We start from the raw sequence: 25,129 nt of genomic DNA on the forward strand, positions 1-25,129 counted from the left end.
ATTTCTCGAAAAGAGATCAAAAATTAAATATTAGACTTCGATATGATGCGCACTTGGGGTATCGCTAGATACCTTTGAGATCACGTATTCTACCCACTCGTCCATATTCATACACTGCACATTCGCACCAAAACCGAATTTCATCCAAGCTTTTTCAAAATCATTCAGGTCCTGACGATTTCCAAAATAGATTTTACCGTTTGTTGCTTTGATAAAGTTTGCTTGGTTGCCTGTTTCTGTTTCCCAGAAATTCCAGTCAGCACAAGTGCTAATTTTTGCCAATTTATTTAGAGGCAAGTCATGCTTTAGACAAAAGCCAGAAATAGTCTGCATCAGTTTATTTAATTGAGACCTTTCTGAGCTTTCTATTTTCAACTTTGCATTGAGGTGAGATTGGGTCTCTCCATCTTCCAGTATTTCTTCGAATGTTAACAATACATCAAAGCTCAATAAATTTGGTGAGTTGCAAGATGAACCTTTAAAATTATGGTCCTGAGTGACTGTTTCTGTGTTTTTAACTGTTAGTACCATTTTGTTTTCCTTTGTAATTAAATGCCGTCATTGGCACACCCTTTTTAGCATGCCATGGTGCCCACGGTCTTCTGTCAGCGATTAAGGAGTTTGTTGGCTGATAGAAAAAAATTGATAGATTGGGAGCGAACCTGAGGAGCGCAAAGGCAACTTAAATGAAGCGATTTTTCATCTCAAAGCATCCAACCTTTGGGAGCTACAAAAACCCAGTTGCTCATAAAATTGAGCAATCTCCATACTATTTTTGGTGGCTGGCTTTAACGCTCAACAAGGAATATTTGGCACTATGCGCTGGCGCTTCAGACTGTACCAAAGTCGAAGATAGCCCGTTGAAGCAGGTATTCGCCGACTTCGGTGAAGTTCGCTGCGACGGAGACAAATACAAAGCATTCGCAAACTGGTGGCGCAGAAAAGCCAACGATACCGAAACTATGGGTGAATACCTGTTCTCTGAGCCAGTAGCGGCAACAAAAGTAATGCTGGTAGACGATGCTGAGGCTGCAAAACAATCTGCTGATGATGTTAGCAGTCTTCTAATCAGTATCCCCAAAAACTTAACTCGCAAGCAAATCGACAAAGCTTTGGATAACATATTTCGCAAAGAGCTGTCATTTGAAAGAGGTAGGCAGACAAGGAACCCTGCACGTTCGAATGCTCGCTACAGCCTTACTAAACCAGCTAAAGCAGAGAGTTTAAAATCGGCTTTTGACATCATTGAAGCGGAGCGTGAAGCACTGGCTATTGGCAAGAAGTTATCTAACGTGCAGCTGGCAGACAAAGTGGGCTTAAAAGTAGAAATAAGTGAGGCAACACGAGCTGAACAAGACGGCTTGGCTGAGTATGAAATCTATCTTTTATCCACCACTGTAAGTCGCAAAAAGAAGTTGGCTAAGACTGCCATAGCGAATGCAGCTAAAGGCATTTTTCCATGAAAAAATTTAGATTTCTATGCAAATTTGTGCACACGGATGTAAAACAGATTCATCTTATTGATGAAGATTAAAGGGCGTTTGGGAAAACAATGGACGGTACAAACACAACAGCCAAAAGCACAAATTACAGCACTACAGCGAAAGTTTTTCACTGGGGTTTTGTCGTTTTATTCGCATATGGAATTGCCAAACAGGTTGATGACATAAGTCAGCTTGAAGATTTTGCTCTTCTTAGATTTGAACTCGTCTTCGCCACATTGTTGATTTTATTACTCGCCGTAAGATTTCTTTACATGACTAAAACACAAACCTCTTCCCTACCTGAGAAGACGTCCGCAATTCAGAAACTTGCAGCTAAGTTAGTACATTTAGGGATGTATGCATCCCTAACTACAATAGCCCTTTCTGGTATCTTAATTGGGGGCATCTACTGGATGGAGATGAAAGAGGGTTTGCTCATTGAGGGCATAATAACCGTACACGAGCTAGCAGTCACAGCAAGCTATTGGCTCATAGGTTTACATATAGCAGCGGCAGTCTGTCATAGGTTCAAAAATGACGGCGTATGGAATTCAATGGTTCCTGTATGGAAAGAAACAGAAACCAAAAAAATTGAATAGTTAGGAAAAACCCAATAAGTATCTTTATAGAACACACGAACCTTTCGTACACAAACTTGTACACAAAGATTTAATACACAAGCAATATACTGATAGATAAGGAACAAATTTGATGTAGATTTATTGCAAATCCGTGTACACCGGTTCGATTCCGGTACCCGCCTCCAATAAAATCAAGCACTTAGCCGCCTTTTTCCTCAAAAATTTCTTATACACAGGCGATACACAGTTTTCTGTGTATGTATGAACAGAATCACCGTGTTGAACACAGTGATCGCAGTTGCAGTGTTTTCCAGCAATTTCTGCTCGCACGGCACTTTTCTACTGTTTGCCTGCAAAGATTTTGGAAACTCAGTAATTGCTGCTGCAAAGTTTCGTTTTCCTTTGAGACTTTTGATCGTACACTTAGTTTATGAAGGAGACCAATAGAACCATCAAAGTCAGCGAACACATTCGACTGGATACCAGACCTGGCAGTGCAAAGTGGCAAGCACGGGTTAAATTGGCTGATGGCTCTTGGCATAGATTTTCTACCAAGACAGAAAGCCTAGAACGCGCCACTGAAGCCGCAATGAAGTTTTTCTATACATCTGAAGACCGCCTTAAAAACAACCTGCCGCAAAGCACGCGCAAGTTTCGCAGAGTGGCTGAATTTGCACGAGACAGGATGCAAGAAGAACTGCGCTCAGGAAGCGGTCATATCGTATACAAAGATTATATCACTGCGCTCGACAAATATCTCATTCCATTCTTTGGTTCTTATGATGTGGCCAATATCAATGCCAAAGCTTTGGTGGACTTTGGCAAGTGGCGCACAGAGCAGCTGGGACGCAAGGCGCATCACAGTACCATCAACACGCATAACACAGCACTCAACAGGGTGTTGGATGAAGCAGAGCAGCGTGGCTGGATCACGCATGCCATTCGCCCAAAGCCCATTAATGACGGTATTAAGACAGAAAGCCGCGGCAGCTTTACCAAAGAAGAGTACAAAACCATCTATGAGGCACTGAGATCGTTTCACAAGGCGTCTGACAATCCCAATACGCAGGCCACACGTGAAGTACTGCGCAACTACGTGCTGATTCTTGCCAACACAGGCATGCGGCATGGGACTGAGGCTCTGAATCTCAAATGGAAAAACCTGCTGTGGATCAAAGAAGAGGATCAGACCTATTTGGGGCTGTTTGTAGCGGGCAAAACGGGTCAGAGGCCATTAATAGCAAGGGATCGCGCTATTAGGCCCCTTGAGCGACAATTGGAGCTCAATCCCAATCTCAAGGGCAAAACACTAGATGAGGTGATTGAGAGCAAATGCGAAGAGTATGTATTTGTCACCCGCTACGGCGAGCGGGCAGCACGGCCCAACCTTTCGCGTAATTTTGAGACGCTGCTTAAGTCTCTCAAAATCGTATACGGCGCCGATGGTAAAAAGCGCACACTTTACAGCTGGCGACATTTCTACGCCACGTTGGATCTTCAGCGTGGCATCAGCACCCATGCTCTCAGCAGGCAGATGGGCAACAGCACGGGCGTGTTGGACCGTTTCTACTCAAAACTGTCGCCCTTCATGAACCCAGGTCTGCATTCAGGGCGGGATCAGCAGGAGCAGCGTAATGCAACAAAGACCGTCACAAAGCCGGCAAAGACAGCAACACAAGCCGTGGGCGACCGAGAGCTGCAAAAGGCGCAAGTTGCTAGTCCAACAGCGCCTGTGCAAGTTACAAGTGCTTCAGATCAACCTGCTGTCCTTAAAGCATCTGCGCATGAGAAAGCCTTCGATCTTTTTGACGCTGGCAAGCTGTCAGAAAAAGCTCTGCTGATTGCAGTTGGAGCAGAGCGAAGAGGGTTTGAGCTTGCTGAAGACTTACGCTTGCGCACGCTCACAGCTTTTGAAGACGGACGCCTTTCAGAAGATGCTATGATTAAACTGCTGAGTTAAAGCAACTCGACCGCCTCTTTCATTTGGTCTGCATTGACATCGATATATCTTTGAGTGGTCGAGATATGAGAATGACCCGCAAGTGCTGCAAGTAAGCACACACCCACTCCCTCTTTCATTTCATCTGCGGTTGAACCAATGTAGCAGTTCATTGATGCGATATTGATAGGTACCTATAAAATATCATTGGCAATGTGATGTCGTATGTGCTATCAATAGTGGATGCAAGTTGTCCTTGATACTAACATCATTGTTGGAGCAATGTTGCGCGACGGCGGTGCCTCCCGTGCGGTGTTAAGGCTATGTTTGCAGGGTGAGGTGCAGCCTATAATTGGGGTCGCCCTGTTTGCCGAGATGGAAGATGTGCTGTCACGCGAAGATTTGTTTCGCAATAGCAAGCTAACAACTGGGGAACGGCAAGACCTATTTGCGGCGTTCTTGAGTGTGACCCAATGGGTGCCGATTTATTACACGTGGCGGCCAAACTTGCGCGATGAAGCTGATAACCATGTTGTTGATTTGGCGATAGCAGGTAATGCGGAATACATAATCACGCAAAATATACGAGACTTTGCGAGTATGGATCTTAAGTTCCCAGCTCTAACACTGGCTACAGCTGCGACATTTATGGAAACCTGGAGGAAAGAATGAGCGTTGTTACGTTACGATTGCCAAAGGATCAGCATCAACGATTGAAGGCGATGGCGCAGTCACGCGGCATCAGTTTAAACAAGTTGTTTGAACAATTGACTGCGCAAGCTTTAACAGAAAATGACATCGAACTTCGGTATCGCCGCATGGCTGCAACCGGTTCTGCTGAACGGGGCTTAGAGCTGCTGGATAAGTTAGATCGCTTTGAGCGAGAACAATGATCCTTATTTTAAAGCAGCTCGACAGCCTCTTTCATCTGATCTGCATTAACATCAATGTATCTCTGAGTGGTGGAGATATGCGAATGTCCGGCGAGAGCTGCTAGCAAGCGCACGCCGACGCCTTTGTTTGCTAAGCGTGTGATGTAAGTCCTGCGCCCTGAGTGGCTGGACGCATCCTTTAGCCCACAGGCCTTGTAAATGTCGAGGAACAGCTGACACATGGTGTTGGCAGAGAAGTGACCACCTTTTTGGCTCTCAAAAAGCGCACGATCTAAGTTCCCTAGGTTTTTGTCTAGCCCATAATCGTCGAGTGCTTTTGCGAGACGTTTGTTTATGAACACGCTGCGCCGCTGCCCCCCTTTGGTTTGATCACTTTCAAGTGTAAACTGCTCACGCACACGACCTTCGGCATCAAACATGTCACCCAATTTAAGTGCAGCTATTTCTTTAGCACGAAGTCCCGCAAAAAAGCTTACCATGAAGATGGCTGTGTCACGATTGGCGTGCCGTCTTGTGCGACAGTAGTTTAGAACTTTGCGAAACTGGGCTTCATTCAGTGTCTGTGCATGTCTCATAGCGTAATACCCTCAAATCTCATCTTCTCGCTATAAACACTATAAAGTCTGAGGTTTGGGTTGGGCGACCGGTTTCTGCTCAAAGAAACACTTTATTTTAAAAGGCCAATTCGGCCAAAATCTCATGTTTTGTTTGGATTAAATACAAATCGTGAGATTTGATTTTGACATAACTTGAGGTGCTGCTGCATACATAAATAAAATCAATAACTTACGCGATAATCTCATATAATGCACATTTCATGAGATTTCGGACGCTGTCGTTCAGCTTATCCGAGCATCCACGCAGCATTGAACTTGTGTTCAAATAATCATAATAGCTCTTAGAGAATTTATGTGCAATTTTTTGCATGCTTTGCGGCCCTTGCGAAACTGAGCAGAAAGACCATGTATAATGTTTGAAAACACGAACTTTTCCCTGGATCTATGGTGCATGGCATGAAAGTCTTAGTCACAGGTGGTGCAGGGTACATTGGCAGTCATACATGCCTGGAGCTGTTAAGGTCCGGTCATGACGTCGCGGTCGTGGATAGTCTTTACAATGGAAATGAGGAGGCGTTGGCAAGAGTTCAACGATTATCGAACCGCACTCTTGAATTTAGCCAGTGTGATGTGCGGGATGTGCATGCCCTCGATGGAATTTTTGATCAATTCAAACCAGATGCTGTTATTCATTTTGCTGGCTTAAAGGCAGTTGGTGAAAGTGTCTCCGAGCCAGAGCGATACTATGATGTCAACGTTGGAGGAACTGCAACATTGCTGGGGGTGATGGAACGAGCAGACTGTTCCAATATTGTCTTTTCTTCTTCCGCGACTGTATATGGCGAGCCCCAATACTTACCGTGTGACGAAAATCATCCGTTGAGCCCAATTAATCCTTATGGCCGCACCAAACTCATGGGAGAAAATTTATTACAAGACTGGTCAAATGCGAAGCAAGGGAGACATGCAGTCGCATTGAGATACTTCAACCCTGTTGGCGCAGATGCCTCGGGTCTCATCGGCGAAGATCCGAACGGTATCCCAAACAACCTCATGCCATTTATTTCCCAGGTTGCGGTAGGTCGGAGAGAATGCTTGCAAGTGTTTGGTGATGACTACGAGACAATAGATGGAACAGGGGTACGAGACTACATCCACGTCGTAGATCTTTCACAGGCTCATGTTGCAGCAGTGGAACAAATCTACAATCTTCAAATTTTTGAAGCGATAAACATTGGTACTGGCGAGGGGTTTTCAGTCTTGCAGATGGTAAAAGAATTTGAAAATCAATCAGGCAAGACTGTAAGGTACAAAATTGGTCCACGCCGACCCGGAGATGCACCCGCTGTATGGGCTGAAGCTTTTAAAGCATTTGATATACTTGGATTTAAAGCAACACGTGGAATAGTCGAAATGTGCAAAGATACATGGCGTTGGCAGAGTTCAAATCCGACAGGGTTCTCGGAAAATCAGTAAAGTAGGTACGGTTTGTGGTTTCCCGACGTGGAGGGATGCTTTTCAGCAGCAGATCGTGAAGAAGATATTATTAGTAACGCAATTGAAGCGCTACTACTGCACCTTGAAGATGAGGTGCAGCCACATGCACGACAGGTACATGAGATCGCGAGTGACCCTTCAGTTGCTCAAGAACTCGCGTCCGGCTCATATCTTATTGCAGTGCCACTCGTGACGGCGAAAAATCGCTCGGTACGGGTCAACTTAAGTTTAGACAAAGGCATTGTGGAGGCCATCGATGCTGCGGCTCGATTGCGGGGGCTGTCTCGGTCGGGCTTTTTGGCAGAAGCTGCGCAAAATGAAATCAGAGGCCGTTGACCATTTTTTACGTGAATTTTGCTGAGATTTTGCACGCGTATTTTGACTTACACGTGTCCTATCGATGGGTGCCTTTCCTAAACCTAAATTTATAAAGCCTGCTTGAGGTCTCGATAGAAATTCTCATCAGAGCCGAGGGCAAGGAGCGAAAGCGTCAAAACTTCATCTTCATAGCTGTAAGCCAAAAGGTTTAGCTGATTTACTATTTTAAATTTGTAGACGCGGACGTCTCCTAGATCTCCAGACTTAAGATCACCAATGAGTGGGTCCTGAATGAGCAGCTGTACTGCCTTGTCCAAATCTGCCTTCTGGTTGGCGTGTAGTTTTTTTACGGATTTCGCAAACTGCCGAGACTGGAGGACTTTCATGCTTTATCCAAACTTGTAAGACGTCACATCACCACTGAGAACTTCGCGCTGCGCCAATAGGATCTCTTTAATAAAGCTGTACGGTAAATCAGGGTTCTCTTCTGAGATTTTCCCAATTGTCGACCAGTATTCGATCTGCTTGGCTGTTGAGCGATGGTACACATCGCCATAGTGGCGGGCTTGTTTAATCAGCTCATCAGATAGTTTTACGGATTGGGGCATGTAAATTTCCTGTGTACCATTATGTCGCAAAAAGTTGCAAAATGCAACGTTGGTATAATCTGCGCTCAGATGAAAATCTGGTAGTTTAACTAAACGATTTGATAATCTGTCCTTTTTGGGGTGGCGTGAATGTACACAGTCCACTCACTTGACAAATATTGCCAAAATAGTTAACAGACTTTGCCATTCAATTCACAGTCAAGGTAGGAGGCATCCCTATGGCGACAATGAATATCTCGCTCCCGGATCCAATGAAAAATTGGATTGAGGAGCACCTAAAGGACGGAACGTTTAGCAATAGTAGTGATTATCTGCGACATCTCATCCGAAAGGATCAAGAGCGCACATTTGCTATCAAAATGCTACAGTTGGAAATCGAAAAAGGCATACAAAGCGGTGAGCCGGAACCTTTTGATTTAGCGACCTTTAAAAATAGGATGAAAGAAAAATATGTCCGATAAAAAAATCTCGGAATATTTACTTACACCCCAGGCAGAAAAAGATTTAGAAGACATTTGGTTTTATTCTTATCAGACATGGTCTGAACACCAAGCGGATCGGTACGTTGAAATTTTAGAAGATACCTTTGTCCATTTATCCTTCATGCCAGAGCAAGCGCGTGAACTATTAGAGTTTAACCCGCCTGTGCGCATTTTTCCATGTGCAAAACATATTATCGTTTACCGAATTGACGCACAGGCTATTGTCATATTGAGAGTGTTAGGAGCGAAGCAAGATTGGATAACAATCCTACACAGCTTAGAATAGAGCTGAGGAACCATTAATCCACTTGAGGCGGAGTTGGATGCGTGATTCATAGCCCTCAATTTGGGGGATACCTTAAAATTCTTGCGCCCTGTGTGTCAGAATGCTCCCCAGCACAATCACCGTGTTGAACAGGGAGTTTGTGCTAGCGCGGAACACACCGAGATACACATTCTGATACACATTTTAAATTTTGTGAAATTAAATACTTATTATCAATAATTTAGATTGAATAATTTCTTTACAAATCCGTGTACACTGGTTCGATTCCGGTACCCACCTCCACAATATATTGCGTATCCCTTTCAAATAACGCCATCTAAAACAACATGTTGTTTCTATTTCCTTATACACAATTTGTACACAAAATTTCGGTGTAGATTTGGCGATGCTGACGCTAAGCTGTTTCTAGTAATAAGCGGAGCTTAGAGAAGTGGTATACGAAGCAGCTAAAACACCTAATCGAGCAAATTACAGCACGTTAGCGAAAGTTTTTCATTGGGGCTTTGTAGCGTTGTTTGCCTATGGAATTGCCAAGCAGGTGGATGACATAACTCAGCTTGCAGATTTCTCGCTTCTGCGCTTCGAGCTTATTTTTGCGACAATAATGTTAGTGCTTCTCGCCGTTCGCTTTCTTTACATGAGGAAAACACAATCATCATCTCTGCCCGATGAGACACATCCAATGCAAAAACTCGCAGCTCGGTTAGTGCATTTGGGAATGTATGTTTCACTAGCCACCATCGCTATTTCCGGCATCTTTGTTGGTGTCATTTATTGGATTGGCATAAAAGATGGCTTGCTGATTGAGGGTATAATAGCTGTGCACGAATTAGCAGTGACAACGAGCTACTGGCTCATAGCCTGCCATGTATCTGCAGCACTATTTCATTGCTTTAAAAGGGATGGTGTTTGGAACTCGATGGTGCCCGTTTGGAGGGAGGCAGGCGGCGCTGAAAATCGGTAAAGAGCAAGGCCTCTCAACAGATCGAGCACTAGCTGCAAAAGTTGACAGCGCCGCGCATGCGGACCCGCATTCAGAGAAAAATTTTAAGGGGAAGCGCTCGGGATGCGAATGAACCACAAGTATTCTGCGCCCAGCTCGCAAACAAAGCACTTTACCCGCTTGAACCACGCCTCTTGCTGGGCATAATTCATTGGAAATAACTGCCGGTTGGCTCGGCCGCGGTTGCTTATTGCAAAGGATTGATCAGATCAGAGAGCAGTCCTTTTTCCAGCCTTTTATCCTTTTTGAGATCTTTTGCACAAGACAATGCGGAGCTTTCGAAAATATGCCTCTTGGGTTTTATTTGCGCGCGCTGGTCCAGGCACCCGATGAGAATATTAAACATCGACCTATCCAGATCGGTCGCAAACATCTGCGATCCACAGGTGCCGTCAAACGCATGAATGCGATGATTTCCAATCTCGGCCGTTTTTACAAACTCATTAACATCTCCGTCAATGATAACAGTATCCGCCCGCGCAATCGCCACAGCGCGCTATAGGGCGTCGCAGAAAATTTGGCAATGGATGCAATAGCAAGCGACCATCATATAATCCGCAACCTCAGCCTGACTGCTGATTTTTCTGCAAAAACAGCTTCCGCTAACCTTCATACTATCTTTCCTTCATTTTGTTTAATCGGGCCTCATTCCCCGCTTTCAACCTAGGCATTTTGACCTTGAGACAGGGATTAGAGCGTTTGTATTATGTCACAATAGATATCGGGTTTTGCCCCAGACGCTGCCAAAAAGGGAAACGGAGTAGCGCGCGATATTGGCGGACATCCTCCGGGTTTCATCAGCTCTTTGTGATACATATCTTATCTTTAGGGTTGAATGTCTGAAACATTCGGCGCTTTTCTATCCCTAACGTTTTACCAAATAGCAGCAGGAGCCATAAAATGAATAGAATAGAAAATAAGGTGGCCATCGTTACCGGGGGAACGCAAGGCTTGGGTGCTGCAATCGCTTGGCAATTTGCCCAAGCCGGTGCCAAGGCCATTCTGACCTGCGGACGAAACGCTGAAAACGGCAGCCAAGTGGCTACAAAGATCACCCAAAGCACGGGCGTTCCAGTGGTGTTTATTCAAGCTGATCTTGAAAGCGTTGCGGATTGCCGAAATGTTGTAACCGAGGCCGATACGCGCTTTGGGCAGGTCGATATCTTGGTCAATGCTGCCGGTCTTACGGATCGCGGAAATTTACTGGATACCAGCGAAGATCTTTTCAATCGTATGTTCGCGGTCAATACCCGCGCGCCGTTTTTTCTGATGCAAGAAAGCACAAAAGTGATGATCCGCGAGAATATAAAAGGCTCAATTGTAAATATTGGTTCGGCTTCAGCGATGGCAGGTCAGCCCTTTATCGCGCCCTATTGCGCCTCCAAAGGGGCATTGGCGACCTTAACGCGCAATTCTGGATATGCCTTGATGCGCAATAATATTCGGGTCAATCAGTTGAATATTGGCTGGATGGCGTCGGATGGGGAAGATCGTATCCAACGCGAATATCACGGGGCTGAAGATAACTGGCTAGACGCGGCAGCAGCTGAAATGCCCTTTGGCAGGCTGTTAGATCCAAAAGAAGTGGCCAAGGCCGTTACATTTCTAGCATCAGACGATAGCGGCATGATGACCGGATCGGTGATCCATTTCGATCAATCGGTTTGGGGTGGATATTCCTTTGCGCCGCCAACGCCCAACGATGCTTTGGCCCTTTAGCCCAAAGGGCTGCAGAGGCAGCTTGTAGGTTTTAAATAACCCGCCTAGCCCCCCTACCCTCTTAGAAACATAAATCTCATAGCGGCCTAAAGAACCATTGAGGGCCTGCCCAAAGTGCCCAAAGTCCCACTGAAAGTTTGAGTTGCGCAGGGGGCGATGATGACCCAATCGAGGATATAGCGAAGCCCTATCGGACGGGAAACCGCCAAGACATAAGATAATCTGTACGCGGATCAGCGCCGGGGCTGCTTGGGCCTATCCCCCCTCGGCTTTTGATGCCAGCTGCGCCCCCTCAGACAGGGCCGTAAGTTTTGCAAAGGCAATTTCAGGATCGATCGTCCCAAAACCGGCAAAGGTTCCAAAGCCGCAATCACTGCTGGCGATCACCCTGTCTTGCCCAACAATCCCCGAAAACCGCCGCAGCCGCTCTGCCACCAATTCGGGATGTTCCACAAAATTGGTTGTGGTATCCACGACGCCTGGCACCAAGATTTTATCGTCTGGGATATCATTTTTACGATCTGCAAACACTTGCCATTCATGCCCATGGCGCGGGTTTGAGGTTTCGAACAAGACATAGCGCGATTTGGTCGCCATCAGCGTGTCAAACATTTTTGACATTGGGATGTCGCAGATATGCGGTCCCTCGTAATTTCCCCAACAAATATGAACCCGTACTTTCTCTTGCGGTACATTTTGCAACGCATAATTCAATGCCTCAACATGCGATTGCGCTATTTTTAGAAAGGCCTCATCGCTGAGATCATGAAACAACATATGCCGTGATAGTGCTAAATCCGGGCAATCCAATTGCAAATCCAGACCAGAGGCCACAATCGTTTCATATTCCTGCTTCATCGCCTCGGCTAAAGCTTCCAGATATTTTTCACGGCTCGCATAATATTCATTTTGCAAAAACAACGATATCACCCCGGGAGAAGCGGCATTCATAAATCCGCGCTCTACCCCCGTGGCGGCCATCGCGCCTTTTAAATTGGCGATATCCTTTTCCAACTCGCCTTGGCCTTTGGATTTCACATCCCCCACGCACATAGGGCGCGCATATTGCGGTGTGCCACCATCATCGGCCAGGCGCTTTAAAAAGCTTGGAAACTGCTTTAAATCCGCGGGCGCATTGCGCGGGCCATCGCCATCAAAACCAGTATAGCGATCTTTGACATAGGTTGCATAAGAAATTTTTGACGTCTCCCCATCCGATACAATGGATATGCCGGCATCCACTTGCTTTTGAACCGTATCAAGAACCGCCTCCTGCATGGTGCGGTCGAATGCCACCTGATCATAGGATTGTTTATGTTCACGGGCAAAAATAAAATCCACAACAGCTTGGCTGCGCGGCAAAGACCCGACATGCGTTGTTGCAATCTTCATTTAATTTCCTTTCCAAGTGGGCCCAGCAGGGTCTGCAGTTTTGCGGATCCGAAAGGCCGCGCAAGCGCCGCTCATCGCTGGCGCCAAGCGATGCGGCATGTTTTCAGGAACCGAAGCTGTATCGCCTGGATTAAGCACCGTGCTGCCACCCTCATAATGCAAACGCCAATGCCCGCGCACGGGCATAATGACATCCGCTCGATCAAACCTCTCAAGATCCTCAAAGCGGGTGCATTGCGTGATAAACTCAACTTCAAACCCTGGTCGATCCGGAAGCATCGCGCCTTCGCCAATGATTTTTGCCGGCGCGGGATCCGCGAAGGCGACCATATCCCAATAACGTGCAACGTGGTTTGGCACCAAATCCTGCACTGACAATTCAGGAAATGCGACAAGCTCTTGCGGCGTTAAAACAGGCATCGGGATGTCCCCTGCGGGAAGGCTTTGCCCCTGGGCTGTATCATAAAGCTTACCTTTTTGAGATAAAACAAGCCCATGATCTTTGGCATCTTCGATCACTTGCGGCGCCCAAATCACGCCTCCACCCGCATCATCGCCGCCTAATACCGCCATGATCATTCCATAATCGGTTCCGATATTTTCAAACCCTCTGAAAATACCTGTCGGCAGGTTGATGATATCTCCTGCCTCAAGAACCACCTCACCTGCGGTGCCCCAACGTCCCCAAAAAAACCTCCACCGACCCGAGAGCACAAAAAACACCTCGGCTGTGCGGTGCGAATGCAGTGAGTTACGGCATTTGGGCGGCTGCCCGGCAGCGCCAATATTAAACCCGTGCGGAATATTGATATGAACATGCTGATCCGCGCTTTCCGAGACCCCCCCACCAATAATGGTGAAGTTTTCCTTTTGATCCGAACCTGGGGTATGGGCATCGATAAAGGCGGTTTTACAGGGGATCAAATCCCCATATCTTACGATCCTTTTTTCCATCTCTTTCGGCGTCATTATCATTTATCCTTGATCCATCAGATTATAAGGGCTGTAGCAGAAGCGCATTCATAAAGGGGTCAAACCTGGCTAGAACGGTGTGCTGCAGGGTGTGAAAAGCTTTTGACTTTATTTCAAAGCGGCGCTTGCCATCTGGGCTTTCCATTCTTATGTCGCCCCGGTGGCGATGAAAATTTGCTTCCAGATGGAAACCGGATCAAACAATGTGAATTCGCGGCGCAGCCCGTAAGGCCCAAATTCGGCATGGGTAAAGCCCATTACATGGATCTGAGCGCCCGTTGGCTGGCCAAACATCCCCCAACCATCATGCTTGCCATTCAAGCTCCAGCGCACCGCCGCACGCGGAGACAGCATCGGATCCTCACGGCCTATCTGATGGTCAACCGAAAATTCAGCACTCGGAAAAGAGGCCCGCAGACCCATCCAAAGCTTTTCAGTATCGGCCCAGGAATGCACCGTGGTTGAGCCTGGATGTTCCGTTTGAACCGCCCGGTCATATTCGGCGCGGATCACCGAAAAATCTTTTTCCATCATCCGGCGCAAAATATCCGATAGCCGCGCGCCCCATTCGTTTTCATTGCCTCGGCTTTTATAAGGCCCTTGAACATCGACCGCCGGAGAGAACGGTGTAACGCAGCGCTCTGCCCCCCCTTCTCGTACGATTAGATCACGCGCAAATTCTTTCGGATCAAGACCCAATTGCAACACCAAACCTGCTGTATCCCGGATCAGCCATTCATCATTGATTTGATTGTTGATCGCCGCACAATCTGCGATGGCGCGAATGACAAAGCGCTTACCGGTAGGGGGGCCAAAATAACCGCCCCCGGTATGCGTGCCCATGGTCAACAAGCGATGCGAAGATAAAAACCCGTCTTGCTCATTGCCCGACCAGATTACATCCTCGCCGGTTAATTCGCGATCGGGAAATTCTGCCAAGGTGGATAAAGTTCCGTTGATCGTGCGCTGATTACCAATCGAGACACCTTCGGGGAACCGCATCGGAATATTCTCAGCATAGTAATGATTGAGCGTGGCCAAGCCACGACCTTCCCAAATTTCTTTGGTAATCCCCAAAATATAATCTGGAAGATCGCCCCATTGTTCGGAAAATCCCTTCATGTTTCACTCCTTCCCACTCTGCGCACCGAGCGTCGCAAAACCAAGGGGCCATCGATTTCCACGCGGCGGGGCGCTTCGGCTTTATTTTCTATTTGCGCCATCAAAATTGCCACGGTTTCGCCCACCATGCGGTTCGCCGGTTGGCGCACTGTGCTAAGATTATAGGCGGGCCAGGCAGCGGCCGGCACATCATCATAGCCGATTACGGAAACATCATCAGGAATGGTTAAGCCAAGCTCAAACCGCAATGTGTCCATAACCGCCAGCGCCATATGGTCATTCGCCACAAACACCGCATCCGGTGGGCTGTGAGCAAACATCCTCCGCACCGCCTCTGTGGCGCCATTCATGGTGAAATTGCCAACCTCTCTTGCGTGCAGAGCGACACCAGCAGCATTCAGGCCAGCGCGAAACCCTGCCTCCCGATCCCGCTGCGTCGAGGCGCCTTCCCAGCCGGCGATATAGCCAATCCTCTGATGCCCTGTGGCCAGCAGGTGCTGCGCAATTTTTTGCCCGCCTGCGTGATTGTCCGAGGTCACCGCAGACATGCCTGTATCGTCTTGGCTTCGATTAAATAATACCATAGGAACCCCGGCAGCTCGACAACGATTTGCCAAAGTCGATGACAGCGCCACCGATGCGGTCACGATGCCATCTACTTGATAATCCAAAATTTCTTCGATCACATGTTCGATGCTGGCATTGTCTTTACCGGCCATAAAGATCAAAACATGATAGCCTTTTTCCTGCAGTGCGTTTGAAAGCTTTTCCAAGGCTTCGGGATAAAATTGGTTCTCAAGATAGGCCACAACAAGCCCGATGATCCGGCTTTTCCCCGACACCATCGCGCGCGCAATGAAATTTGGACGATAGCCCATTTCATCCGCAATACGACGCACTTTTTCGACGGTTTTGGCCGAAGCCGAGGCACCCGGCGTGAACACACGGCTCACCGCAGATTGGCTTACCCCCGCCCGCTTTGCCACCTCGCTTGATGTGATCCGTCCGCTCATTCAGCCGTCCAGCCTCCATCCACCAAAAGAGAGGCGCCTGTCATCAGCGCAGAGGCATCAGAGGCCAGAAATACAACCGGCCCCATAATATCTTCTACCGTTCCCACGCGGCCCAATTTGATTTTGCTTTCCACCCAAGCGCGTTTCTCTGCATCCTCAAACGTGGCCTGCGTCAGATCGGTTAAAACAAAGGTCGGGCAGATCGAGTTAACGCGGATCCCCGCCTGCCCCCACTCAATCGCCATCGCTTTGGTAAACCCTTCAACCGCATGCTTAGACGCACAGTAAACGGCGCGATCAAGGCCCCCCACATGCGCCATCTGACTTGAGATATTGATCAAGCTGCCGGGTTTTTGCGCGCCAAGCAGCCCCTTTGCCACCGCTTGGGTCAAAAAATAAGCGCCGCGAATATTCACCTTTGCTACGGCGTCGTAATCGACCGCTGTTGTATCACTGGCCTTGCCATGGCGCGCCAAGCCGGCCGAGTTGACTAAAATATCGAACGGGCCCGCCGCAGCCACAGCCACTGATGTGGCTTCAATATCCGCAACATCCAGTTGCAATATCTCAGCATGGCGTCCTGCGGCCTGTAAACGCGCCGCAAGGGCTTGCAATCGCTCGGTGCGGCGTGCGGCCAAAGTCACAACGGCCCCATGCTCGGCCAAAGCCACAGCGCAGGCCAGTCCAATGCCCGAGGAGGCCCCGGCGATCAATGCGCGTTTACCAGTTAAATTGAAAGATGGCGTTGTGGGTAAAATCATGACAGCCCCTGATCTATTGAAATCGCCGACATAGAACGGGCTTTGTTGAATTCACGCAAGCGTGCAAACACATCAACCCCCAATTGCGCATAAGTATATGGCACATCAATCTGAACCCAATTTTCACGGATTTTTCCGTTTTCCAAGCGCCAAAAATCGATACTGCGCAGGGTAATTTCACGGCCTGCTGGAGCGATCCCCATCCAGCCATCACCGGTTAATTTCATCCGCATATTGGGCCAGCCTGTTTCGCAGACATAGGCGCCCTCTGCGATGTAATGGGAATGTAAATCATACATCTCTTCTGCAGCCAAGCGATCCCCAGCTGGATCAACTTTACGATCCGGCATTCCGCGCAAAAAAGGGATCTGGTGCCAATGGCGAAACCCGGATATACCCCGACCCGTACCAATCCCCGCCGGCCCGTACCAATTAAACCGAGGATGCCAAAAGCGATCCAACTGCATCACCTTTGGATCCGGATTATCAGGATATCGACATAAAGCCGTTTCCATATCTTTGATATGCTCAAGACTGGCCCGCCCGTCGCCAGACGCGCTCAGTCCGTCACCGCTAAGCGGCCCGGGCGTGCATAAGAATGCGCCCAATTGCGGCGCCATTGGCCAGGCTTTGGCCTGCATCATCAATTCAGGCAGATCCCAAATCACCTGCATTTCAGCAACCCGGCCATCTTCAATCCGGAAAAACTCGTGATAGCGCATATGCGCCAAATGCCCAGTTGGCGGAATATCCGCAAACGGCGCCAAGAATGTGCCCATATAATTGCCCATCGTGCCAATCCAATCCTGGCCTTCAGGCGAGGTGCCAGCCAACAAGATTAAATCGCGCCGCTCAAGATCGGGCAGCGCTGTTATCAAGGGCTGATAGATCGTGTCATAAATTTTTTCAGCGCCGTAAAGATCGCCAAAAGGGTGACACATATGAAGCGTAATATCGGGGGCGCATAAATTGCTTAATGCATGGCGAATATGCGCCGCATCTTCAAAATCTGCCATCGCTCTGCGCCAAGGCAACAAAACCGCTTTTAATGTTTCAGCTGGCGCGGCGATGCTCATTCTGCGGCTGCTCCATAAGGCACATTTTGCCCCCCATAGCGGCGCACCCTCAGATTGCACTGCTCGGCATGCCCCACAAAACCTTCCAACATGCATAAACGGCTGCCATAGGCACCAATTTCAGCCGCAGCTGCATCGGTTAAAACTCTTTGGTAGCTATGTGTTTTCAGGAATTTTCCAACCCAGAGGCCGCCCGTATACCGGCCCGCTTTTTTGGTAGGCAATGTATGGTTGGTGCCAATCACCTTATCCCCATTTGCCACATTGGTGCGGGCACCCAAAAATAAAGCGCCATAACAGGTCATATGCTCTAAAAACCAATCATCGCGATCCGTCATCACCTGCACATGTTCTGAAGCGATATCATCAGCCACCTGCAGCATTTCTTCATAGGTCTCGCATAAGATCACTTCGCCATAATCTTCCCAGCTCACTTTCGCCGTGCCGGCGGTGGGCAAGATGCGCAGGATGCGATCAATCTCAGCCAATGTTTGCTCGGCCAATTTCCGCGAATTGGTCACCAAAACCGCGGGCGAATTATATCCATGCTCTGCTTGGCCCAGCAAATCAGTGGCGCAGAGTTCCGCATCTACTGTGTCATCCGCGATCACCATCGTTTCAGTGGGGCCTGCAAATAAATCAATCCCAACGCGCCCAAAAAGCTGGCGCTTTGCCTCGGCTACAAAGGCATTGCCCGGCCCCACAAGCAAATGCACCGGATCAATGCTCTGCGTCCCAAGCGCCATCGCCCCAACGGCCTGAATGCCCCCTAATACGTAGATTTCATGCGCACCGCCCAAATGCATCGCGGCGATCACTGCAGGGTTTGGTTCGCCGTTAAAAGGCGGCGTGGCTGCGATAATACGCGGCACTCCCGCAACGCTGGCGGTGGCAACCGACATATGCGCCGAGGCCACCATGGGAAATTTACCGCCCGGCACGTAGCATCCAACAGATTGCACTGGGATGTTTTTATGCCCCAAGATCACGCCGGGGAGCGTTTCCACTTCAATATCCAACATACTGTCGCGCTGCGCCTGCGCAAAATTGCGCACCTGCTCTTGGGCGAATTTAATATCCTCCATATCGCGCTTTGACACTTTAGCGATGATCGTTTGCACCTCATCCTCGGTGAGGCGATAGGTTGGGCGATCATAATTATCAAATTTTACCGCCAATTCATGCACGGCCTCATCTCCGCGCATCTCGATATCTTTCAGCGTTGCGGCAACCGCAGTGGCCACTTTAGCATCATCTTCGGCTCGATCTGCCTCGGGCTTGCCCCGCTTTAAATATTCAATCGTCATCTCATCCATCCTTCCCATCAGGGCTTGGCGCTTGACGCGCGCCCCGATCATAAGCTTCCCACCCTTCGCCGCAAAACACATCATGGCCAAGCTGGGCCAGAACATGGGGAAAATCCACCATCACCCAATTGTCAGAGATCTTACCATCCTCCACTTTCCAAAAGTCCATATACCGGATCTCAATACGCTTCCCCGTCGCTTCAATACCCATGAAATATCCGCTATGGGTGGCTTCCTGGCGCCCAAAAGCCGCCGCCCATTCGCCCATAAACAGCCGCGCTTCATCAACGCACACCTTATCTGAAAAGGCGGCTTGAAACGGCTTTTGCCAATTGTTCTGAAATTCTGTCAGGCCAGACTTCGTGCCACAGCCTGCATTGCCCATCCAGCGGAAGCTTTCACTGAAAAACTCGCCGATATCGGCGATTCGGTGATCATTCAACCCATCTACCATAGCCTCGATAACAGCCCGCGTTTCGTCTGTTTTAGACATGTCCGTGTCGCGGCTAAGCGTGGCTTGTTCTGGGCGCGATCCCTTCATGCGCCCAAGCTCCTGTTTAAGCGTTTTTGAGCATCCGCAACTTTCATCTTTATCTGTTGGCACATCCAAACCTTACGCGCGCAGCTCATCCCTTAACCGCCCCTTGTGTCAGGCCCGATACAATCTGGCGCTGAAAGAACATCACTAAAATAAACAACGGTGCTGTAGCTGAGACCACAGAAGCCACGGCGAACATGATATTGCCCTCTGTGTAGGTTGTTCCCAAAAACGCTGCTACCTGCGGTACCATCGTACGGTTTTCTTCCGATAATAACATCGCGGTAACCGCAAAATCATTATATGCCAGTAAAAAGCTGAACAATCCTGTGGTAATCACCCCCGGCCACATCACCGGAATAATCACGTGCCGAAAGGCTTGGAATTGCGTGCAGCCATCAACTTTGGCGCTTTCATCTAATTCTTTAGGAATATTTTGAAAAAACGAATGCAGCATCCAAAGCGTGAAAGGCTGATTTATGGCCACCAGAACAATGATCGTGGTTGGCATCAAACCCCAGACATTCCACTGAAAAAACGGAAGCATATATCCTGCTACCAATGTGATGGGTGGCATTGCGCGAAAAATCAGAGCCGTGATCAATAAAATAAATGTATATCGATAATTAGAACGCGACAGCGCGTATCCACCCAAGGTTCCAATTGTCAGCGACGTACAGACCACAAAAAAACAAATAATGAATGTGTTGATGACATTTCGGTAGAAAGATTCTTGAATCCATGCGCCTTTATATCCTGCATCCGTGAAAGGGCTGCCATATTCGGCTTTGGTACGCTCGCCCGTTAAGGCATAAGTCCAATCAGCAATAGAGAAAAAATCCAGTTCAACTTTAAAGCTACCCCACGCCGTCCATAAAAAAGGAAAAGCGGCCATGATCAGCCAAAGACCCGCAAATCCGTAAATCAAGATTTGCAAACCAAGTGGTTGCTTGCGGGCGCGGCTGCTCATCTTAAGTTTTCCCTTTAAAATCATTCCATGTGCGCACCAAAACCGGCAATAATAAAATTGACACGCCGATAATGGTCAGCACTGAAGAGGCAGATGCCGATGATAATTGCCGCGTTTCTCCGCCTAGATCATTGAAGATAAACCAGCTGATACTGGTCGCATGCGCGGCAGCATTAAACCCCACAATCGGTTCAAAAACGCGAAAATTATCCATCAATTGGATCAAGGCCACGAAGGTGACCAACGGCATCAAATGCGGAATCACGACATATCGAATGCGCTGTAAGCGCGTTGCACCATCGATTTCTGCCGCCTCAATCTGATCCATAGGCAAGGTTTGTAAACCTGCGTAGAAAATAACAAAAGCAAATGGTGCTGCATGCCAAATGCCGTAGACAATTAAGGAGATCCACATCAATCCTGTCGAAGCTTTAAGAGAAAGGTCAGGATCTGATACAAGCCATTGCAACGCAGTGCCCAAAATACCACGGCTGTCAATCATCCAAAAAAGCACCAACGCCCCGATCAAAGGTGTAACCACAAAAGGCAGAAGCGAAAAGAAGATCACCACGCCCTTCAACCAAGCGTGTAAAGAGTTTACGGCAAGGGCAATCAAGAGCCCAAAAATAATGACGGCCGGCGTAACCACGAAGGTGAATGTCAAAGTGAAGGCCATAGCCCTGTAAAACGGCAAATTGCTTAAACCCTCAACAAACCCTGACCATGTGGCCGTATCGCGCCACATGCCAGCAACCTCCGAAACGGCTAAATGACCACGGTCGAAAAAAATATCCAAGCCTACGAAACGGCCCAGTGGTTCGGAGGCGCGCAACGCGGCGGTTGCCTCTTGGTCGACAGTGGTTTCCATTGTGCACCCCACCAGCGGCGTGCATGTTTCAACTTCAATCAAGACAGCTGAATGCGGGGCATAAATCGACTGCATCACCACCGATAGAATCGGAAATGCAATAAATAAAAGCATTGCCGCTGCCGTGGGCAGAAAAAACCAGAAAAATGTACTGTGACGCATAAACTTGGGCTTCCAATTGAAGCCAGGGAACCAACGATCCCCTGGCCTTAAGGTTTACTGCAAGAAGCCTTTTTCTTTTGCAGCGGCAATATAAGCAGCCTCGACATCAGCAAGCGCTTGCTCTGCAGATTCTTTACCTTGCATGAAATCTGACAACTCATTGCCCAGCGCCGAATGCATTAGCCCCATATACGGCAACATCGGGTAGGGGGTTGTTGCCATTTTCGCCGCTTCGAATACGCCAACAGCAGCATCCGTTGGGGTGTAGCCATCGATTAGCCACACGGCTTGCGTTCTAACTGCCTCATCCTCCATTTTGGCTGGACGGATTGCATTCGTTAAGGCAACAAACGTAGCCTCGGCTTCGGCATCGCTGACGTTTTTGGCAACGGTCCAGCCATCCCACCATAATGTTGAGGCTGGGGTTGAACCGCCACCAACGGTCATCGGACCCGCGATTGCATGACCATTTTTCACGGCTTCGGTTACACCTTCGGCTGTTGTTTGCGATGCAGCGCGAGAGCCCCACATGTTTAACAGTGCAATATTACCCGCGCGATATTCAGCATTTGTTGCATTTGAATCATGCGTCAAAAAATCGGGATTCATGTATTCTGACAAAGATTTCATCATCCCCAATGCATTTACGCCAGCCTCAGAGTTGATATTTGGCTCTGCAGACCCTGCTTTGAAATGTGATCCGCCAAAACCCAAAAACATATTGTTGAATTCTTGCGCCAAATTCCATCCGGCTGCATATGCCCCACCAATCGGATTTTCCATTATCCCTTGATCACGGATCATTTTGGCTGCGGCCAGCATATCTTCATAAGTTTTTGGAGGTTCCACGCCGATCTGATCCAAAACATCACTGCGATACATCAAGTGTTGCGCATTGGCCATAAAGGCAACCGCCATCACCTTGCCACCGACTTTGATCAATTGACTCGATTGCAGATCTTGGCCGTGCTTTGCAACAAGGTCATCGAGGGGCCGGATTACATCCTCATTCATTAAAGCCACAATTGACGAGTTTGCCACAATTGCAGATGTGTATTCTGCAGGGTTACCTTGCATACCCGGTACGTTGAGGCTTTGATGGTCTTTAGTCAAATTGGTGGTAACCTCAGCACCGCTGCATTCCTGCGCGCCGGCCCCGACGGTTTGAATCGCAGGAAATTCATTGCCCACGATACTTACCCGCGCCGATATCTCACACGCGAATGAAGACGATCCTGCCATCACCGCCAAGGCGCTGACGAGCGCTACTTTTTTCAAAAACATCTTGTCTGTCTCCCTAGTTGCGGATGTGCTGGAACCCGGCCATCCGATTGCACCGTCTAAAACGGCAGTTATAAGGGACTTAGCCCCCAATTCGCGCCCCTGTTTGAGCATCAAACAAGTGACACAATTCTGTTGGAATCCGAAAGGAAACCTCATCTTCTATTGCAGCACGGTAATTTTTATCAGCCTTCACCGCGACCAAAGCCCCGGATAAGCGCACCGAAACCATGGTCGCATCGCCCAATAATTCCTGCGTATAAATCGGCGCTTTTATATTGCCACCTACATCAACGACCTGTGCATCTTCGGCACGAAACCCTAAAGTGACAGGCCCATCTGGAACCTCGCCAACCTCGATCTGTGTATGCTCAGCGCTGAACACTCCGTTCGACACCTGACCTTCAATCAAATTCATTGCAGGATTTCCGATGAAACTTGCAACAAAGGCATTGGCTGGGCGATCGTAAATTTCTGTGGGCGAACCAACTTGCTGCACCACCCCTTCCTTCATCACAACGACACGGTCCGCCAAGGTCATCGCTTCGATCTGATCATGAGTCACATAGATTGTGGTAACCTTCAATTCATGGCTTAGGTTTTTGATTTGTGCGCGGGTCGAGACGCGCAATTTAGCATCCAAATTTGAAAGGGGCTCATCCATTAAAAACAGATTTGGTTCGCGAACGATCGCGCGCCCCAAAGCCACACGCTGGCGCTGACCGCCGGACAACTCTGCCGGTTTTCGGTGCAAAAAATCATCCAACTCAACCATGGCGCTGGCACGGCGCACTTTTGCATCATGCAATTTGGGGTCGGTGCCGCGAACTTTCAGAGGGAACCGGATGTTTTCATAAACATTCATATTCGGGTAAAGCGCATAGCTTTGAAACACCATGGCCACATCTCGGTCTTTGGGCTCAAGATCGTTGATCCGCTTGCCATCCACTATAATGTCACCCGAAGTTGCGTCTTCGAGCCCCGCGATCATCCGCATCGTGGTCGTCTTCCCGCAGCCTGAAGGACCAAGCAGAACCAAAAACTCTTTATCCGCAATGGTAAGGTTGAAATCATCCACAGCAACAAAGCTGCCCCATCGCTTTGACAGGTTACGCAACTGGATTTCAGCCATTAATTCTCCCCAACGAAAATTCTCGTCTCCACCAAAACAAACACTAGACTCAGAGCAATGAATTTGGCAAGTGATTTTCGCATACGCATGCAAAAGTATAGAACGACAGAGGTGGATATGAATTTTTCTGAACAAAAACAAGTAGTTAAAAAATTTTATGCAGATCTAGATGCCGCCTCTGAACAGGACCTCCCAGCGATCTTGGAACAATATTGCGGCGCCGATTATTTTTGGCGTGGTTTCCATCCTTTCAACGAGCTGCAAGGTGCAGAGCAAGTTGCAACAACGTTTTGGCAACCCCTGCGCACAGCCTTGACCTCACTGCAACGCCGAATGGATATTTTTATGGCGGGTGAAAATAAATTGCCCAATCATGAAGGCGTTTGGGTGATCTCAATGGGTCATTTGATGGGATTGTTTGATACCCCTTGGTTGGGTCTTGCGCCAACTGGTAAGATTGCAATGCTGCGCTATTGCGAGTTTCATAAAGTTGAACAGGGCAAAATCACAGAAACCGCGATGTTTTTTGATATTCCGCATTTGATGATGCAAGCCGGTTTAAGCCCGTTTCCACCGCAAACCGCAGCGCATTTGGTGCAACCCGGCCCAGTGACACATGAGGGGTTGATGTTTGATCCGCAGGATCCAGAAGAAGGGCGTAAAACGCTTGCCGCGATCGAATATATGGTTGGCGATATAAAAACGTGGAAAGGTGGGCGCGAGGAACCATTGGTCGATGAGCTGCGGCGCAGTTGGACAGAAGATATGATCTGGTGGGGGCCGGCTGGCATTGGTGCCACCTATACGATCGAGCGCTATGCAAAGCAGCATTCCGGCCCCTTTCGCGCAGGGTTTAAAGACCGCATTTTCAACGGGCATCTCTGTCGGATTGCCGAGGGTCAATTTGGTGGATTCTTTGGTTGGCCAAACCTGAGCCTCACCCCAACCGGCGGCTTTATGGGCATGCCGGCCAGCACTTTAGCGGGAGATATGCGGGTTATTGATATGTATCGGCGCGAAGGAGACAAACTGGCCGAGAATTGGATTTTTATCGACCTGCTTCATTTTTGGAAAATGCAGGGCGTGGATATTCTAGAGCGTATGCAAACCGTTCCACGCACCTAAGGCAATTGCAGGCGGCCCCCGCTTTGGCCAAAGGGGCCCTGAT

Annotated in this window: 28 protein-coding genes and 1 pseudogene; 11 read left to right on the forward strand and 18 right to left on the reverse strand. The window is 48.5% G+C overall.

Annotated features, from left to right (window positions below):
* Window positions 1-30: 30 nt before the first annotated feature.
* Window positions 31-531, reverse strand: coding sequence for a hypothetical protein (locus tag GN241_13320; protein XAT58248.1), 501 nt, complete (start codon window positions 529-531; stop codon window positions 31-33).
* A 155-nt stretch (window positions 532-686) separates the two neighbouring features.
* Here GN241_13320 and GN241_13325 point away from each other — a divergent pair, with 155 nt between their 5' ends.
* The 5 genes from GN241_13325 (at window position 687) to GN241_13345 (ending at window position 4,897) form a co-directional block, all read left to right on the forward strand.
* Entirely contained in the window at window positions 687-1,463 is a 777-nt protein-coding gene (locus tag GN241_13325; GenBank protein ID XAT58249.1) for a hypothetical protein, read from the forward strand.
* Between the two features lie 89 nt (window positions 1,464-1,552).
* Window positions 1,553-2,083 carry a cytochrome b/b6 domain-containing protein gene (locus GN241_13330; GenBank protein ID XAT58250.1) on the forward strand — a complete coding sequence of 177 codons (531 nt, stop codon included), beginning with the start codon at window positions 1,553-1,555 and terminating at the stop codon, window positions 2,081-2,083.
* A 412-nt stretch (window positions 2,084-2,495) separates the two neighbouring features.
* Window positions 2,496-4,025 carry a tyrosine-type recombinase/integrase gene (locus tag GN241_13335; protein ID XAT58251.1) on the forward strand — a complete coding sequence of 510 codons (1,530 nt, stop codon included), beginning with the start codon at window positions 2,496-2,498 and terminating at the stop codon, window positions 4,023-4,025.
* A 222-nt stretch (window positions 4,026-4,247) separates the two neighbouring features.
* Complete coding sequence (locus tag GN241_13340; GenBank protein XAT58252.1) at window positions 4,248-4,676, forward strand: putative toxin-antitoxin system toxin component, PIN family; 429 nt, start codon at window positions 4,248-4,250, stop codon at window positions 4,674-4,676.
* Window positions 4,673-4,897, forward strand: coding sequence for a toxin-antitoxin system HicB family antitoxin (locus GN241_13345; GenBank protein XAT58253.1), 225 nt, complete (start codon window positions 4,673-4,675; stop codon window positions 4,895-4,897). Before GN241_13340 ends, GN241_13345 begins: the two co-directional genes overlap by 4 nt.
* 8 nt (window positions 4,898-4,905) lie before the next feature.
* On the opposite strand, the gene GN241_13350 is transcribed toward GN241_13345, so the two are convergent.
* Window positions 4,906-5,472 (reverse strand): tyrosine-type recombinase/integrase, encoded by a 567-nt coding sequence (locus GN241_13350; GenBank protein ID XAT58254.1) that lies wholly within the window; start codon window positions 5,470-5,472, stop codon window positions 4,906-4,908.
* Window positions 5,473-5,683: 211 nt separating this feature from the next.
* Complete coding sequence (locus GN241_13355; protein ID XAT58255.1) at window positions 5,684-5,824, reverse strand: hypothetical protein; 141 nt, start codon at window positions 5,822-5,824, stop codon at window positions 5,684-5,686.
* 86 nt (window positions 5,825-5,910) lie between these two features.
* Here GN241_13355 and galE point away from each other — a divergent pair.
* A pseudogene (gene galE, locus GN241_13360) lies at window positions 5,911-7,287 on the forward strand (UDP-glucose 4-epimerase GalE).
* Window positions 7,288-7,376: 89 nt separating this feature from the next.
* On the opposite strand, the gene GN241_13365 reads toward galE, so the two are convergent.
* Both GN241_13365 and GN241_13370 read right to left on the reverse strand, forming a co-directional pair.
* On the reverse strand, window positions 7,377-7,655 hold the full coding sequence (locus GN241_13365) for a type II toxin-antitoxin system RelE/ParE family toxin (GenBank protein ID XAT58256.1): 279 nt from the start codon (window positions 7,653-7,655) through the stop codon (window positions 7,377-7,379).
* Between the two features lie 3 nt (window positions 7,656-7,658).
* Entirely contained in the window at window positions 7,659-7,877 is a 219-nt protein-coding gene (locus GN241_13370; protein ID XAT58257.1) for a hypothetical protein, read from the reverse strand.
* 218 nt (window positions 7,878-8,095) lie between these two features.
* On the opposite strand from GN241_13370, the gene GN241_13375 reads away from it, so the two are divergent.
* The 3 genes from GN241_13375 (at window position 8,096) to GN241_13385 (ending at window position 9,609) form a co-directional block, all read left to right on the forward strand.
* Complete coding sequence (locus tag GN241_13375; protein ID XAT58258.1) at window positions 8,096-8,338, forward strand: type II toxin-antitoxin system ParD family antitoxin; 243 nt, start codon at window positions 8,096-8,098, stop codon at window positions 8,336-8,338.
* Window positions 8,328-8,645, forward strand: a complete 318-nt coding sequence (locus tag GN241_13380; GenBank protein ID XAT58259.1) for a type II toxin-antitoxin system RelE/ParE family toxin — start codon at window positions 8,328-8,330, stop codon at window positions 8,643-8,645. Before GN241_13375 ends, GN241_13380 begins: the two co-directional genes overlap by 11 nt.
* A 430-nt stretch (window positions 8,646-9,075) precedes the next feature.
* Window positions 9,076-9,609, forward strand: coding sequence for a cytochrome b/b6 domain-containing protein (locus tag GN241_13385; GenBank protein ID XAT58260.1), 534 nt, complete (start codon window positions 9,076-9,078; stop codon window positions 9,607-9,609).
* Window positions 9,610-9,835: 226 nt separating this feature from the next.
* On the opposite strand, the gene GN241_13390 is transcribed toward GN241_13385, so the two are convergent.
* The gene (locus GN241_13390) at window positions 9,836-10,138 is read right to left on the reverse strand and encodes a hypothetical protein (GenBank protein ID XAT58261.1); all 303 of its coding nucleotides are present in this window, start codon (window positions 10,136-10,138) and stop codon (window positions 9,836-9,838) included.
* A gap of 410 nt (window positions 10,139-10,548) precedes the next feature.
* Here GN241_13390 and GN241_13395 point away from each other — a divergent pair, with 410 nt between their 5' ends.
* Complete coding sequence (locus GN241_13395) at window positions 10,549-11,367, forward strand: SDR family oxidoreductase (protein XAT58262.1); 819 nt, start codon at window positions 10,549-10,551, stop codon at window positions 11,365-11,367.
* A 255-nt stretch (window positions 11,368-11,622) separates the two neighbouring features.
* Here the strand turns inward: GN241_13395 and GN241_13400 are convergent, their stop codons facing one another.
* The 12 genes from GN241_13400 to ugpC all read right to left on the reverse strand — a co-directional run bounded on the left by GN241_13400 (window position 11,623) and on the right by ugpC (window position 23,961).
* Window positions 11,623-12,759: an epoxyalkane--coenzyme M transferase gene (locus GN241_13400; protein XAT58263.1), complete on the reverse strand. Its 1,137-nt coding sequence runs from the start codon at window positions 12,757-12,759 to the stop codon at window positions 11,623-11,625.
* On the reverse strand, window positions 12,760-13,728 hold the full coding sequence (locus GN241_13405; protein XAT58264.1) for a cupin domain-containing protein: 969 nt from the start codon (window positions 13,726-13,728) through the stop codon (window positions 12,760-12,762).
* A 150-nt stretch (window positions 13,729-13,878) separates the two neighbouring features.
* Complete coding sequence (locus GN241_13410; protein ID XAT58265.1) at window positions 13,879-14,853, reverse strand: nuclear transport factor 2 family protein; 975 nt, start codon at window positions 14,851-14,853, stop codon at window positions 13,879-13,881.
* A complete protein-coding gene (locus GN241_13415; GenBank protein ID XAT58266.1) occupies window positions 14,850-15,866 on the reverse strand; it encodes a substrate-binding domain-containing protein in 1,017 nt (338 codons plus the stop codon). The genes GN241_13410 and GN241_13415 overlap by 4 nt, the downstream gene beginning before the upstream one ends.
* Window positions 15,863-16,627, reverse strand: a complete 765-nt coding sequence (locus GN241_13420; protein ID XAT58267.1) for an SDR family oxidoreductase — start codon at window positions 16,625-16,627, stop codon at window positions 15,863-15,865. Before GN241_13420 ends, GN241_13415 begins: the two co-directional genes overlap by 4 nt.
* Complete coding sequence (locus GN241_13425) at window positions 16,624-17,703, reverse strand: polyketide cyclase (protein XAT58268.1); 1,080 nt, start codon at window positions 17,701-17,703, stop codon at window positions 16,624-16,626. Before GN241_13425 ends, GN241_13420 begins: the two co-directional genes overlap by 4 nt.
* A complete protein-coding gene (hisD, locus tag GN241_13430; GenBank protein ID XAT58269.1) occupies window positions 17,700-19,010 on the reverse strand; it encodes a histidinol dehydrogenase in 1,311 nt (436 codons plus the stop codon). Before hisD ends, GN241_13425 begins: the two co-directional genes overlap by 4 nt.
* Before the next feature lies 1 nt (window position 19,011).
* Window positions 19,012-19,551, reverse strand: coding sequence for a polyketide cyclase (locus GN241_13435; protein XAT58270.1), 540 nt, complete (start codon window positions 19,549-19,551; stop codon window positions 19,012-19,014).
* Between the two features lie 85 nt (window positions 19,552-19,636).
* Window positions 19,637-20,518, reverse strand: coding sequence for an ABC transporter permease subunit (locus GN241_13440; protein XAT58271.1), 882 nt, complete (start codon window positions 20,516-20,518; stop codon window positions 19,637-19,639).
* Window position 20,519: 1 nt separating this feature from the next.
* Complete coding sequence (locus tag GN241_13445) at window positions 20,520-21,548, reverse strand: ABC transporter permease subunit (GenBank protein XAT58272.1); 1,029 nt, start codon at window positions 21,546-21,548, stop codon at window positions 20,520-20,522.
* A 54-nt stretch (window positions 21,549-21,602) separates the two neighbouring features.
* On the reverse strand, window positions 21,603-22,832 hold the full coding sequence (locus GN241_13450) for an extracellular solute-binding protein (protein XAT58273.1): 1,230 nt from the start codon (window positions 22,830-22,832) through the stop codon (window positions 21,603-21,605).
* A gap of 79 nt (window positions 22,833-22,911) precedes the next feature.
* On the reverse strand, window positions 22,912-23,961 hold the full coding sequence (gene ugpC / locus GN241_13455; protein XAT58274.1) for a sn-glycerol-3-phosphate ABC transporter ATP-binding protein UgpC: 1,050 nt from the start codon (window positions 23,959-23,961) through the stop codon (window positions 22,912-22,914).
* Between the two features lie 111 nt (window positions 23,962-24,072).
* Here ugpC and GN241_13460 point away from each other — a divergent pair, with 111 nt between their 5' ends.
* The gene (locus GN241_13460) at window positions 24,073-25,086 is read left to right on the forward strand and encodes a nuclear transport factor 2 family protein (GenBank protein XAT59288.1); all 1,014 of its coding nucleotides are present in this window, start codon (window positions 24,073-24,075) and stop codon (window positions 25,084-25,086) included.
* The last annotated feature ends 43 nt before the right edge of the window (window positions 25,087-25,129 follow it).

The sequence above is a fragment of the Rhodobacteraceae bacterium IMCC1335 genome (genome assembly GCA_039640495.1).
Lineage (GTDB): Bacteria > Pseudomonadota > Alphaproteobacteria > Rhodobacterales > Rhodobacteraceae > Thalassovivens.